The following is a 13,851-nucleotide window of genomic DNA, read 5'->3' on the forward strand; positions in this document are numbered from 1 at the left end:
GCTGGGGGACTGGTCGATGTCTCGACATCGAGAGAATTACCAGACAGCAGCCCAGTGAAGGAACCACAGTGGATCTGTACGAGTACCAGGCACGAGACGTTTTCGAAAAGTACGGAGTGCCGGTTCTCGCCGGCATCGTCGCGGACACCCCGGAAGAGGTGAGGGCGGCCGCCGAGAAGATCGGTGGAGTGGTCGTCGTCAAGGCCCAGGTGAAGACCGGCGGCCGTGGCAAGGCGGGCGGCGTCAAGGTCGCCAAGACCCCCGACGAGGCCTACGAAGCCGCGAAGGCCATCCTCGGCCTCGACATCAAGGGCCACGTCGTCAAGCGCGTCATGGTGGCCCAGGGCGCCCGCATCGCCGAGGAGTTCTACTTCTCCGTGCTGCTCGACCGCGCCAACCGCTCCTACCTGAGCCTCTGCTCGGTCGAGGGCGGCATGGAGATCGAGGAGCTCGCCGTCGAGCGTCCCGAAGCGCTCGCGCGCATCGAGGTCAACCCGCTCACGGGCATCGACAAGGAGAAGGCCGTCGAGATCGCTCGTGCGGCGAACTTCCCCGACGAGCTCATCGAGAAGGTCTCCGACGTCTTCGTCACGCTCTACGACGTCTACAAGGGCGAGGATGCCACGCTCGTCGAGGTCAACCCGCTCGTCCTCACCGAAGAGGGTGACATCATCGCGCTCGACGGCAAGGTCACGCTCGACGAGAACGCCTCCGAGATCCGTCACCCCGAGCACGAGGCGCTCGAGGACAAGGACGCCGCCGACCCGCTCGAGGCCAAGGCCAAGGCCGCCGGTCTGAACTACGTGAAGCTCGACGGCGAGGTCGGCATCATCGGAAACGGTGCAGGGCTGGTCATGTCGACGCTCGACGTCGTCGCGTACGCCGGCGAGAAGCACGACGGCGTGAAGCCGGCGAACTTCCTCGACATCGGCGGCGGAGCCTCGGCCGAGGTCATGGCCGCCGGCCTCGACGTCATCCTCGGCGACCCGCAGGTCAAGAGCGTGTTCGTCAACGTCTTCGGTGGCATCACGGCGTGCGACGCCGTCGCCAACGGCATCAAGGGCGCCCTCGAGACGCTGGGCGCCACGGCGTCCAAGCCGCTCGTCGTCCGCCTCGACGGCAACCGCGTCGACGAGGGTCGCGCGATCCTCGCCGAGTATGCGCACCCGCTCGTCACCCTGGCCGCCACCATGGACGAGGGCGCCGACAAGGCCGCCGAGCTCGCCAACGCCTGACCCTTCGTCGGGCTCAGGGACCGGAATTTAAGGACTAAGAGAATGTCGATCTACCTCAACAAGGACTCCAAGGTCATCGTCCAGGGCATCACCGGCGGCGAGGGCACCAAGCACACGGCGCTCATGCTGAAGGCCGGAACCCAGGTCGTGGGAGGCGTGAACGCCCGCAAGGCCGGCACCACGGTCTCGCACACCGACAAGGACGGCAACGCCGTCGAGCTGCCCGTCTTCGCCTCGGTCGCCGAGGCCATGAAGGAGACCGGCGCCGACGTGTCGATCGCCTTCGTCCCCGGCGCCTTCACGAAGGACGCGATGATCGAGGCCATCGATGCCGAGATCCCGCTGCTCGTCGTGATCACCGAGGGCGTTCCCGTCGGCGACTCGGCCGAGGCATGGGCGTACGCCCAGAGCAAGGGCAACAAGACGCGCATCATCGGCCCGAACTGCCCCGGCATCATCACCCCGGGTGAGGCGCTCGTGGGCATCACCCCCGCGAACATCACCGGCAAGGGACCGATCGGCCTCGTGTCGAAGTCGGGCACCCTGACCTACCAGATGATGTTCGAGCTGCGCGACCTGGGCTTCTCGACCGCCATCGGCATCGGCGGCGACCCGGTCATCGGCACGACGCACATCGATGCGCTCGCCGCGTTCGAGGCCGACCCCGAGACGAAGGCGATCGTCATGATCGGCGAGATCGGCGGAGACGCCGAGGAGCGCGCGGCCGAGTACATCAAGGCGCACGTCACCAAGCCGGTCGTCGGCTACGTCGCGGGCTTCACGGCTCCCGAGGGCAAGACCATGGGGCACGCGGGCGCGATCGTCTCCGGTTCCGCCGGTACCGCGCAGGCGAAGAAGGAGGCCCTCGAGGCCGCCGGCGTCAAGGTCGGCAAGACGCCGTCCGAGACGGCCGACCTGATGCGCGCACTGATCGAATCGCTCTAGTCGCGGAGCGACTCCGACCGGTAGCTGAGCGAGGAGCACAGCGACGCGTCGAAGTGTCGAAGCGCTCTGATCTGCGTTAGGATCGAAGAGAAGGCCCCGGACTCCACTCTGGGGCCTTCTTTCATGCCCGGATGACGACGCTGAACGCCGCACGGGACAGGCACGAAGAAGGGGCGGATGCCGCAGCATCCGCCCCTCTCGTGAATCCGTGTGTCAGATCCCGACGCCGAACAGCGCCTCGATCGGACCGCGTGCGAAGAACAGCACGAACCCGGCGGCGACGGCCCACAGCAGTGGACTGATCTGCTTGGCCTTGCCCGACAGGGACTGCACGAGCACCCAGCTCACGAAGCCGGCTCCGATGCCGTTGGCGATCGAATAGGTCAGCGGCATCACCGTCACCGTGAGGAACACCGGCAGCAGCACGCTGAAGTCGCCCAGATCGATGTACTTGATCTGCGCCATCATCATGGCTCCGACGATGACCAGCGCCGCCGCCGCGATCTCGGTCGGGACGATCGAGGTGAGCGGGGTGAGGAACATCGCCAGCAGGAAGATCCCGCCGGTGACCACGTTGGCGAGTCCCGTGCGGGCTCCTTCGCCGATGCCCGCACCGGACTCGATGAACACGGTGCTCGACGATGACGACGTCGCACCACCGGCGATCGCTCCGACGCCCTCCACGATGAGCGCCGACTTGATCCGGGGGAAGTCGCCCTTCTCGTTCGCGAGACCGGCTTCCTTCGCGAGACCGGTCATGGTGCCCATGGCGTCGAAGAAGTTCGAGAACACCAGGGTGAAGACGATCATCACGAGGGCGACGAGGCTGACCTTCGAGAAGTCGAACCCGAAGTCGACGGCGCCGATCAGGCTCAGATCCGGCAGGCTGACGGGAGATCCCGTCAGGGTGGGGACGGTGAGGCTCCAGCCGCCGGGGTTCAGTTCGCCGTCGGCGCCGACCTGCGGGCCGAGGTGCCAGATCGCCTCGACGATCACCGCGAGCACGGTGCCGGTGACCAGGCCGATCAGGAGGCCGCCCTTGACCTTGCGGGCCACGAGGATGCCGGTGAGCACCAGCGTCGCGACGAACAGCACGGTGGGAACCGTCGCGATCGAGCCGGCGACGCCGAGCCCGACCGGCGGAGACGCCGCGCCGGTCGCGGTGACGAAACCGGAGTTCACGAAGCCGATGAACGCGATGAAGAAGCCGATGCCGACCGTGATCGCGATCTTCAACTGGAAGGGCACGGCGTCGAAGATCAGCTTGCGCAGCCCGGTGGCCGCCAGCAGCACGATCACGATGCCGTTGATCATCACGAGCGCCATGGCCTCGGCCCAGGTGATCTGACCCACGACGGAGAAGGCCACGAAGGCGTTGATGCCGAGGCCTGCGGCGAAGCCGAAGGGGAGGCGCGTGACGAGACCGAACAGGATCGTCATGACACCCGCGGTCAGGGCGGTCGCGGCGCCGACGGCGCTGAAGTCCAGCGTCGTGCCGTCGACATCGGCGGCGCCGGTGAGGATGATCGGGTTGAGGATCACGATGTACGCCATGGTGACGAAGGTCACCAGTCCGCCTCGGATCTCGGTACCGACGGTGGATCCGCGTCTGCTGATCTCGAAGAAGCGATCGAGAGCGTTCTTGGGCTCGGCGTCGGGGCGGACAGGGGACGGGGCAGTTGTCATCGGGGGAACCTCCGGAGAAGACGTTATCGTGTCGCCCGCCCCGCGCGCGCCCGCAGGGGGTGAGCGGGTTCTCGTCGTAGTCTCGAATCGCTATGCAACGCCTCCTCGTCGCGCTTCTCGCCGCCATCGACGCCGCCATCGCGGCGGCAGTCGGTCTCGTCGTGCTGCTCGCGCCCCTGACGCTGCTGTGGACGCTGGCGTTCGGCATCACCGCCGACTGGGGAGCGCTCTGGCCGCTCACCGGCACGCTGTGGGCGTTCGGTCACGGCGTTCCGATCGACGTCGTGATCCCGCCCGAACTGCTCGTGGCCCTCGCGATCCCGCCGGCCGCCGCGACGTTCACGGTGTCGATCACTCCGCTGGCGTTCCTCCTCTTCACGGTGCTGTTCGCCGCGCGTTCCGGCACCCGCGCCGCGAAGTCCGGCGCGTGGCTGACCGGAGTCCTCTCCGGCTCGGTCGTGTTCGCCGCGATCAGTGCAGCCGTCGCGTTCACGTCGTGGGTGGAGGCCGCAGGCACGTCTCCGGTGCTCGCGATCATCGCCCCGGCAGCGGCGTACCTCGTCGGCGCGATCATCGGAGCGGTGCGCATCGCCTGGGAGGACGGTGACGGCGGCCTCGTGGACCGCGGGCATGACATCGTCGACTCCTGGGGAGACTGGGGTCCGGTACCCGCCGCGATCGTGCGGGGGACCGCGTTCACGGTGACCGCACTCCTCGGCGCCGGGGCATCGGCGATCGCGGTGATGACCCTCGTGCGCGGGGGAGAGGTCGTCGCACTCTTCCAGTCGTCGCGCGTGGATGCGCTCGGTGCTGTGATCCTGGCGCTCGGACAGTTCGTCTACCTGCCCACCCTGGTGGTCTGGGCGGTGTCGTGGTTCGCCGGGCCCGGTTTCGCCGTCGGGGTCGGCACGGCCGTCTCGCCGGCCGGCACGCAGCTCGGAGTGGTCCCCGGCATCCCGATCCTGGGACTGCTGCCCGAGAACAGCTCGATGTGGATGCTGATCGTCATCCTGATCCCGATCGCGGCCGGAGCGGTCGCCGGGTGGGCGGTCCGCTCGCGTCTGGTGTGGGAGGGGACGCCCTTGACGATGGGTCCTCGCGCACTCATCGCGGTCGGGATCGGAGCGGTCACGGCCGGGGTCGCCGCGCTCTCCGCGGTGTTCGTGCACGGCTCGATGGGGCCGGGGAGGCTGGCGGAGGTCGGGCCCGCGCCCCTGCCGTTCGCGCTCGCCCTGGGCGGCGAGGTGCTGCTCGGTGCCGCGATCCTCCTGCTGGCGCCCCGCAATCGCGACGAGCTGGCCGAGGAACGTCTCGATCGCTGGAACGCCGAGATGTCGGCGCCGGACCGCGCGCGCGGGGCAGCGGCGGGGATCGACGCGGCGGGGCTGGATGACACGGCGCCGCTCGACGCGGACCGCTTCCGTCCTCCGAGCGAACGCCGCGACTGAGCTCCGGCCGCGCGCGGCCGCCGACGAAACGACGTGCCGTGCCCCGGTAGACTGGGCGCGTGCTCACGGTCGCCGTTCTCATCTCGGGCACCGGCTCGAATCTTCGCGCCCTCCTCGAGGCCGCTCGTCATCCCGATTTCCCTGCGCGGGTCGTCGTGGTCGGCGCGGACCGCGAGGCCGACGGGCTGGCCCACGCCGAGGAGTTCGGCATCCCCAGTTTCACCGTCCCGTGGCACGAGCACGACAGTCGCGAGGCGTGGGGAGAGGAGCTCGGGCGTCAGCTCGACGTCTGGACGCCGGATCTCGTGGTGCTCAGCGGGCTCATGCGTCTGCTCCCCCCGTCGCTGGTCGCCCGGTACTCTCCGCGTCTGATCAACACGCATCCGGCCTTCCTCCCGGAGTTCCCCGGCGCCCACGGAGTCCGCGATGCGTTGTCCTCCGGAGCCACGCAGACCGGCGCGAGCGTCATCGTCGTCGATGACGGCGTCGACACCGGTCCGATCCTCGCGCAGGAGCGAGTGCCCATCCTCGGCGGCGACACCGAGCACAGCCTGCACGAGCGCATCAAGCCCGTCGAACGCCGCCTGCTGATCGACGTCGTCCGCGCGATCGCCACCGGCGAGCTCGCCCTGACCCCCGCTTCCTGACCCACCGATCCGTACGCCTCACCTCTCACGCACGAAGGAGCCCCTCATGGCCGGCCCCCGCCACGACCACTCGCTCTACCGCGATCGCGACACGGTGCCGATCCGCCGCGCGCTCGTCTCCGTGAGCGACAAGACCGAGCTGCTCACGCTCGCCGCGGCGCTCGCCGATGCGGGAGCGGAGATCGTCTCGACCGGCTCGACGGCCGCGACCATCCGGGACGGGGGATTCGAGGTGACCGACGTCGCCGCGGTCACCGGCGTCGCCGAGATGCTCGACGGTCGCGTGAAGACTCTGCACCCCAAGATCCACGGCGGTCTGCTCGCCGATCTGCGCCTCGAGGAGCACGAGCGTCAGCTCGCCGAGCTCGACATCACCCCCTTCGATCTCGTCGTGGTCAACCTGTACCCGTTCGTGGAGACGGTCGCGTCCGGCGCCGAGGGCGACGACGTGGTGGAGCAGATCGACATCGGCGGTCCGGCGATGGTGCGCGCGGCCGCCAAGAACCACGCCAACGTCGCGATCGTGGTCTCGCCCCAGTCGTACCCCGCCGTCGTCTCCGCGATCGCCGACGGCGGCACCACGCTGTCGCAGCGCCGCGAGCTCGCCGCCCGCGCGTTCGCGCACACCGCGGCCTACGACACCGCCGTCGCCTCCTGGTTCGCCGAGGGCACGCTCAACGCGGGCGGTGATCTGCCCGCCCACCTGACGATCCAGGCGGAGCGGCTCGCGACGCTGCGCTACGGCGAGAACTCGCATCAGCGCGGAGCGATCTACACGCGCGCCGGCGGGCACGGCATCGCGCAGGCCACCCAGCTCCAGGGCAAGGAGATGTCGTACAACAACTACGTCGACGCGGATGCCGCGCTGCGCGCCGCCTACGACATGATCAAGCCGGCCGTCGCGATCATCAAGCACGCGAACCCGTGCGGCATCGCCACCACCGCCCCGAACGCGCTCGACCCGATCGCCAGCGCGCACCTGCGCGCCCACGAGTGCGATCCGGTCTCGGCGTACGGCGGAGTCATCGCCGCGAACGGCACGGTCACGTTGAAGATGGCCGAGAACCTCAAGGACATCTTCACCGAGGTCATCGTCGCCCCCTCGTTCGAACCGGCCGCGCTCGAGGTGTTCAAGGCGAAGAAGAACCTGCGTCTGCTCCAGCTGCCGGAGGACTGGCAGCAGGAGCGGATGGACGTGCGCCTCGTCTCGGGCGGTCTGCTGCTGCAGGACGCGGACCGGTTCCCCGACGACATCGTCTCGGTGGCCAAGGACTGGGAGCTCGTCTCGGGCGAGCGTCCGAGCGACGCGGAGATGGAGAACCTCATCTTCGCGTGGAAGGCCTGCCGCGCGGTGAAGTCGAACGCGATCGTGCTCGCGAAGGACAACGCCACGGTCGGCGTCGGCATGGGCCAGGTCAACCGCGTCGACTCCTGCCGTCTCGCGGTCGAGCGCGCAGGAGACCGGGCCGCCGGATCCGTGGCCTCGTCCGACGCGTTCTTCCCGTTCGCGGACGGTGCGCAGGTGCTGATCGACGCGGGTGTCACCGCGATCGTGCAGCCCGGCGGTTCGGTGCGCGACGGCGAGGTCATCGATGCGGCGCGCAAGGCCGGCGTGACGATGTTCTTCACGGGAGAGCGGCACTTCTTCCACTGAGGCACCGGTCCCCGAGTCCTGCACGGGGAGGCGCCACCGCGATGTCCGATTTCCGCCAGTTCGAGTCGGCGGTGCGTGGCAGAGTGGAGGCATGAGCCTCCCCGTGACCGACTTCGACGAGCGGTACCGCGCGATCAGCGCGCGGGACACCCGCTTCGACGGCCAGTTCGTCACCGCGGTCAGCTCCACCGGCATCTACTGCCGGCCGAGCTGCCCCGCGCGCACGCCGAAGCCGCAGAACGTCACCTTCTATCCGACCAGTGCGGCCGCGCACGAGGCCGGATACCGCGCCTGCAAACGCTGCCTCCCCGAGGCCGCGCCCGGCTCCCCGGCGTGGGACGTGCGGGGCGACACCGCGGCGCGCGCCATGCGGCTGATCTCCTCGGGAGTGGTGGAGCGCGAGGGGGTGCCGGGACTGGCCGCCCGACTCGGCTACTCGCCCCGGCACCTCACGCGGCTGCTCGCCGGCGAGCTGGGCGCAGGCCCGCTCGCCCTCGCCCGGGCGCACCGTGCCCATACGGCCCGCATGCTGCTCGTCGGCACCGACATGCCCATCTCCGACGTCACCTACGCTGCGGGGTTCGCCAGCATCCGCCAGGGCAATGAGACGATCCGCCAGGTGTTCGGCCTCGCCCCCGGCGAGCTCAGAGCACGGCGCCGAACCGACGCATCCGTGGTGCCGGGCACCATCGATCTGGTGCTGCCCTATCGGGGTCCGCTCGATGCCGGCGGTATCTTCGCGTGGATGCAGGCGCGTGCCCTGCCCGGCGTCGAGGAGACCACGCCGACCTCCTTCGCGCGACACCTGCGGATGTCCGGCGGCCCGGCATGGTTCGAGGTGCGACAGGACGCCGCCGAGCGCCTGCACCTGCGCGCTCGCGTCACCCAGCTCGCCGACCTCGCGCCGTTGGTCTCGACGGTGCGGCGCCTTTTCGACCTCGACGCCGATCCGCAGGCGATCGACGAAGCGCTGTCGGCGCACCCGGAGCTCGCACCGCTCGTCGCGCAGACCCCCGGCATCCGGGTGCCGGGATCCGCCGACCCCCACGAGATGCTGATCCGCGCGATGGTCGGCCAGCAGATCACCGTGGTGGCCGCCCGTATGGCGCTGTCGGCGCTCGCCGAGGCACTGGGGGAGCGGACCGAAGACGGACTCCTGTTCCCGACCATGGACGCCATCGCGGCGCACGGACCCGAGGTGCTGCGCGGTCCGGCCGCCCGCATCCGCGCGATCACCGGGGCAGCGGCCGCGCTCGCCGACGGCTCGCTCACGCTCAGCGTCGGCGACGACGGGCCCGCGCAGCGCGCGGCCCTGCTCGCGCTGCCGGGAGTGGGGCCGTGGACCGCCGACTACGTGCGCATGCGGGTGCTCGGCGATCCCGACATCCTGCTGCCGGGCGATGTCGCGATGCGCGCGGGAGCCGCCGCCTCCGGCCTCCCGGGTGACCCCGCCCCGCTGACCGCCTGGGCCGAGCGCACCGCGCCCTGGCGCAGCTACCTGACCGCGCACCTCTGGCGTGCCGCTCCGGTGCGCCGCCCTGCGGCCGCCCGCCGCCGACCGATCATCGAGCCCGGCTCGACCTCGAAGGAGAACTCATGACCGCGTTGATGCTGACGACCGCGCTGATCCAGACCGTGGACACGCCGGACGGGCCGTTCACGATCCTGACCGATGACCGTCAGCGCGTGCTCTCCTCGGGCTGGACCGCCGATGCCGAGACCGTGCTCGGTCGCCTGCCCGCCGCACGGCGCCCGGCGGATGTGCGCGAGACGGAGACCGAGGCCGCGGACGCCGTCGCCGCGTACTACGCCGGTGATGTCACGGCGATCGACTCGGTCGCGGTGGCTCAGACCGGCACCCCGCTGCAGCTGACCGGCTGGACTGCGCTGCGCGGGATCGCGCCGGGAGAGCCGCTGACCTACTCCTCGTTCGCCGCTCGGCTCGGCAACCCGCGGGCGGTGCGGGCGGCCGCGTCGATCTGCGCGCGCAACGCCCCGGCCCTGTTCGTGCCGTGTCACCGCGTGCTGCGCACGGACGGAACCCTCGGCGGGTTCGCCTGGGGCCTCGGTGTCAAGGAGCGCCTCCTGGCCCGCGAGTCCGCCGCGCGGGGCTAGGGACCGCACTCCGCTCGGCCCGGCCCTCGGGGGAGGTGCCCGGGGAGGCCGCGCATTCGGACACGCCGATCGGGAATGACTCTTGCACCCAGCTGGTTCACAGACATAGGCTGGTGGGCTGTCGCACCGACCGGACGACGACGCCGAGCCCCTGAGGAGGACACCATGACATCGATCGCCTCTGTGCAGATCGCGGCTCTCGGCACCCACCCGGCGCGACCGCTCCGCTAGAGCCACCACCCGTCATCTCGTCACCGGACGCCGGGCTCCGAGAGCCCGTTCCTGCGCCCGGCCCCGTCAGTAACCGCTTTCCATACGAAACTCATCTGAGAGACATGTCTTCCTCGCCTTCCCCGCAGAACACCGCGCCCCTGTCCACCCCTGCCGCGCTGTGGCGGCTCAAGCCCTTCGTCAAGCCGGTCATCTGGCGACTCGCCGGCGGTGCCGCCAGCGCGCTCATCGCCGCGATCATCGCCCTGATGATCCCGATCGTCCTCGAGCAGATCATGGCCGGTCCCGTGCGCTCCGGCGAGATCAGCGCGATCGTCGTCGGCGCGCTGATCGTCTTCGCCCTCGCTCTCGGCGAGGCCGTGATGGTGTGGCTCCGACGTCAGTTCGTGCTGAATCCGGCCACCGAGGTCGAGTACCAGATGCGCACGACGCTCTACTCGCGCCTGCAGGCGCTGCCGGTCTCGTTCCATGACCGGTGGCAGTCGGGGCAGCTCCTGAGCCGCATGATGCAGGACATCGGCCTGATCCGCCGCTGGCTCGCCTTCGGTCTCGTGCTGCTGGTCGTGAACGTGCTCACGATCGTCATCGGATCCGTGCTGCTGTTCCGCTGGCACTGGCTGCTCGGCACCATCTTCCTGGTGACCGCGATCCCGCTGTGGGTGCGCGGATACCTGTTCGAGAAGCGCTACGGGGCGCTGACCCGTCGCAGCCAGGATCAGGCCGGCGACCTCGCGACCAGCGTCGAGGAGAGCGTGCACGGCATCCGCGTGCTGAAGGCGTTCGGTCGGGGCTCGCACGCCCTGCGTCGCTTCAGCCGTCAGGCCGAGACGCTGCGCGAGACCGAGATGAGCAAGGCCGGTGCGGTCGCGTCGATCTGGTTCTGGCTCGACCTCATGCCGCAGATCGCGTTCGGCCTCAGCCTGATGTCCGGCATCTGGCTGATCTCGCAGGGCCAGATCGACGAGGCGCAGCTGTTCGCGTTCTTCGCGATGGCCGTCGTGCTGCGGTGGCCGATCGAATCGATCGGCTTCCTGTTCTCGTTCATGCTCGATGCCCGCACGGCCACCGACCGCGTGTTCGACATCTTCTCGGAGACGAACGCGATCACCGACCCGGAGAACCCCGTGCACATCGCGGAACCGCGCGGTGAGCTCGCCTTCGAGAACGCGCACTTCCGCTATCAGGATGCCGGCGCGCACGAACGCGATCTGCTCGACGGCATCGACCTGGTGCTGCGTCCCGGTGAGACGATGGCGCTGGTCGGCCTGACCGGAAGCGGCAAGACCACCCTCACCACGCTTCCCACACGTCTCTACGACGTCACCGGAGGTCGGGTCACTCTCGACGGTGTCGACGTGCGCGATCTGCCGCTGGCGGAGCTGCGCCGACACATCGCCATGGCCTTCGAGGACGCCACGCTGTTCTCGGCATCCGTCCGCGAGAACGTGCTGCTCGGACGCGCCGAGCTCGACGTGCACAGCCCGGAGGCGGAACTCGTGCTGCGCGAGGCGCTCGAGGTCGCCCAGGCCTCCTTCGTCGAGGCGCTGCCGGAGGGCGTCGAGACGATCATCGGCGAGGAGGGGCTCAGCCTCTCCGGCGGTCAGCGCCAGCGACTCGCGCTCGCCCGCGCCGTGGCGGCGGCACCGAAGGTCCTCGTGCTCGACGATCCGCTGTCGGCGCTCGACGTCGACACCGAGGCTCTGGTGGAGGAAGCCCTGCGCCGCGTGCTCGCCGAGACCACGGCCATGATCGTCGCGCACCGCCCCTCGACCGTGGCGCTCGCCGACCGCGTCGCGCTGCTCGAGGCCGGCCGCATCACCGCGGTCGGCACGCACAGCGAGCTGCTGCGCACGAGCCGCCACTACCGCCACGTCATCTCCAGCCTCGAAGCGGAGGAGGCGGCGCGGACCGGGGCGATCCCCATCATCCGCGATGCGTCGTCAGGCTCCGCAACCGACGAAGCAGACGGCGCCACCGACGACGACGCACGAGTCACCGAGAGGGAGGTCCAGGCATGAGCTCCGCGATCACCGGAACCCAGGACGAGGACCGCTCCACCTACACCCGCGAGGAGAGCAGGGCGATCCGTCGCCGTTCGCTGCGCCTGCTCGGGTCGCTGATCCGTCCGCTGCGCCCGCAGGTCATCGTCGCCGCCGTGGTGCTGGTCCTGTCGACCGCGCTGCAGGTGGCCGGCCCGATCCTGATCAGCATCGGCATCGATCGGGCCCTCCCGGCGGTGCTGGAGCAGGCGGACTGGATGCCGACGTTCATGATCGGCGGGATCTACCTGCTCGCGGGCGCTGCGGCAGCCGCCCTGATCGCGTGGTACGTGATCATCGCGGCACGCATCACGCAGGCGATCCTGATCGACCTCCGCAAGCGCATCTTCCTGCACACCCAGCGGCTGAGCCTCGAGTTCCACGAGTCGTACACGTCGGGTCGCATCATCTCGCGTCAGACCAGCGACCTGGACTCGATCCGCGAGCTGCTCGACGGCGGGCTCAACAACCTCGTCTCGGGCGTGCTCTTCGGAGCCTTCACGTTCATCGCCCTGCTGATCTGGGACTGGCAGTCCGGCGTGATCCTGGCGCTGGCCGGCGTGCCGCTGGTGCTCCTGATGCGCTGGTTCTACTCGCGCTCGCAGCTGGTGTACCGCGAGTCGCGCGTGATCAGCGCCAAGGTGATCGTGCAGTTCGTCGAGACCATGACGGGCATCCGCGCGGTCAAGGCGTTCCGCAAGGAGCCGCGCAACGACGTGACGTTCCAGGGCGTCGCGGGGGAGTACCGCGATGTGAACCGTCGCTCGATGCTGCTGTTCGGCACGTTCGAGCCGGGACTCATGGGCGTCGCCGCGTTGACGCTCGGGCTCGTCGTCCTCTGGGGCGGCATCCGCGTCTCGACCGACGCGCTCACCGTGGGCGTGCTGCTGTCGGCCGTGCTCTACGTGCGCAACTTCTTCGCTCCGATGCAGGAGATCGCGATGTTCCTGAACTCCTACCAGTCCGCCACGGCGGCGCTGGAGAAGGTGTCGGGAGTGCTGGAGGAGGTCCCGACGGTTCCGGACCCCGAGAAGCCGGTCGACCTGTGGGAGGCGCAGGGACACGTCCGCTTCGACGAGGTGACCTTCGGATACTCGGGCGACAAGACGATCCTGCCGAACTTCTCGCTCGACATCCCGGCCGGGCAGACGATCGCCCTCGTGGGCACGACCGGCGCCGGCAAGTCCACGTTGGCCAAGCTCATCTCGCGGTTCTACGATCCCTCCGCCGGGCATGTCACCCTCGACGACGTCGATCTGCGCTCCCTGCACCCCAAGGATCTGCGCCGCGCCATCGTGATGGTGACGCAGGAGGCCTACCTGTTCAGCGGCACGGTCGCCGACAACATCGCGCTCGGCAAGCCCGACGCGACGATGGAGGAGATCCGGGCGGCGGCCAGGGCGGTCGGCGCGGACGAGTTCATCTCGGCGCTGCCCGACGGCTACGACTCCGACGTCAACAAGCGCGGCGGTCGCGTGTCGGCGGGGCAGCGTCAGCTGATCTCGTTCGCCCGCGCCTTCCTCGCTGACCCGGCGGTGCTGATCCTCGACGAGGCCACCGCCTCGCTCGACATCCCTTCGGAGCGGCTGATCCAGGACGCCCTGCAGACGCTGCTGGCCGACCGTACGGCGATCATCATCGCGCACCGGCTGTCGACCGTCGCCATCGCGGACCGCGTGCTCGTGATGGAGCACGGGAAGATCATCGAGGACGACACCCCCGCGGCACTCATCAGCGGCACGGGCAAGTTCGCGCAGCTGCACGCCGCGTGGCAGGAGACCCTGGTCTAGGTCGCGACGGGTCGGGGCGGGACGTCCGGGTCAGGACATCCTGCCCCGGACACCGGAGCGG

Annotated in this window: 10 protein-coding genes; 9 read left to right on the forward strand and 1 reads right to left on the reverse strand. The window is 69.7% G+C overall.

Annotation, left to right across the window (positions count from 1 at the left end):
• Positions 1-68 precede the first annotated feature (68 nt).
• Positions 69-1,235, forward strand: coding sequence for an ADP-forming succinate--CoA ligase subunit beta (gene sucC / locus ACWA14_RS04055; protein WP_463796202.1), 1,167 nt, complete (start codon positions 69-71; stop codon positions 1,233-1,235).
• Between the two features lie 42 nt (positions 1,236-1,277).
• On the forward strand, positions 1,278-2,180 hold the full coding sequence (sucD, locus tag ACWA14_RS04060; protein WP_463796203.1) for a succinate--CoA ligase subunit alpha: 903 nt from the start codon (positions 1,278-1,280) through the stop codon (positions 2,178-2,180).
• Positions 2,181-2,393: 213 nt separating this feature from the next.
• Here sucD and ACWA14_RS04065 read toward each other — a convergent pair whose 3' ends face one another.
• Positions 2,394-3,866 carry an NCS2 family permease gene (locus ACWA14_RS04065; RefSeq protein ID WP_463796204.1) on the reverse strand — a complete coding sequence of 491 codons (1,473 nt, stop codon included), beginning with the start codon at positions 3,864-3,866 and terminating at the stop codon, positions 2,394-2,396.
• Between the two features lie 92 nt (positions 3,867-3,958).
• Between ACWA14_RS04065 and ACWA14_RS04070 the strand changes: the two genes are divergently transcribed.
• The 7 genes from ACWA14_RS04070 to ACWA14_RS04100 all read left to right on the forward strand — a co-directional run bounded on the left by ACWA14_RS04070 (position 3,959) and on the right by ACWA14_RS04100 (position 13,790).
• On the forward strand, positions 3,959-5,314 hold the full coding sequence (locus ACWA14_RS04070; RefSeq protein ID WP_463796205.1) for a cell division protein PerM: 1,356 nt from the start codon (positions 3,959-3,961) through the stop codon (positions 5,312-5,314).
• A gap of 59 nt (positions 5,315-5,373) precedes the next feature.
• Positions 5,374-5,961, forward strand: a complete 588-nt coding sequence (gene purN, locus ACWA14_RS04075; RefSeq protein WP_463796206.1) for a phosphoribosylglycinamide formyltransferase — start codon at positions 5,374-5,376, stop codon at positions 5,959-5,961.
• A 46-nt stretch (positions 5,962-6,007) separates the two neighbouring features.
• Positions 6,008-7,615 carry a bifunctional phosphoribosylaminoimidazolecarboxamide formyltransferase/IMP cyclohydrolase gene (gene purH, locus ACWA14_RS04080; protein ID WP_463796207.1) on the forward strand — a complete coding sequence of 536 codons (1,608 nt, stop codon included), beginning with the start codon at positions 6,008-6,010 and terminating at the stop codon, positions 7,613-7,615.
• Positions 7,616-7,706: 91 nt separating this feature from the next.
• Positions 7,707-9,215 carry a DNA-3-methyladenine glycosylase 2 family protein gene (locus tag ACWA14_RS04085; RefSeq protein ID WP_463796208.1) on the forward strand — a complete coding sequence of 503 codons (1,509 nt, stop codon included), beginning with the start codon at positions 7,707-7,709 and terminating at the stop codon, positions 9,213-9,215.
• Positions 9,212-9,730, forward strand: a complete 519-nt coding sequence (locus tag ACWA14_RS04090) for a methylated-DNA--[protein]-cysteine S-methyltransferase (protein WP_463796209.1) — start codon at positions 9,212-9,214, stop codon at positions 9,728-9,730. The genes ACWA14_RS04085 and ACWA14_RS04090 overlap by 4 nt, the downstream gene beginning before the upstream one ends.
• Before the next feature lie 335 nt (positions 9,731-10,065).
• The gene (locus ACWA14_RS04095) at positions 10,066-11,979 is read left to right on the forward strand and encodes an ABC transporter ATP-binding protein (RefSeq protein ID WP_463796210.1); all 1,914 of its coding nucleotides are present in this window, start codon (positions 10,066-10,068) and stop codon (positions 11,977-11,979) included.
• Positions 11,976-13,790 carry an ABC transporter ATP-binding protein gene (locus ACWA14_RS04100; RefSeq protein ID WP_463796211.1) on the forward strand — a complete coding sequence of 605 codons (1,815 nt, stop codon included), beginning with the start codon at positions 11,976-11,978 and terminating at the stop codon, positions 13,788-13,790. Before ACWA14_RS04095 ends, ACWA14_RS04100 begins: the two co-directional genes overlap by 4 nt.
• The last annotated feature ends 61 nt before the right edge of the window (positions 13,791-13,851 follow it).

This window comes from Microbacterium sp. TW_SC_2, from assembly GCF_055361165.1.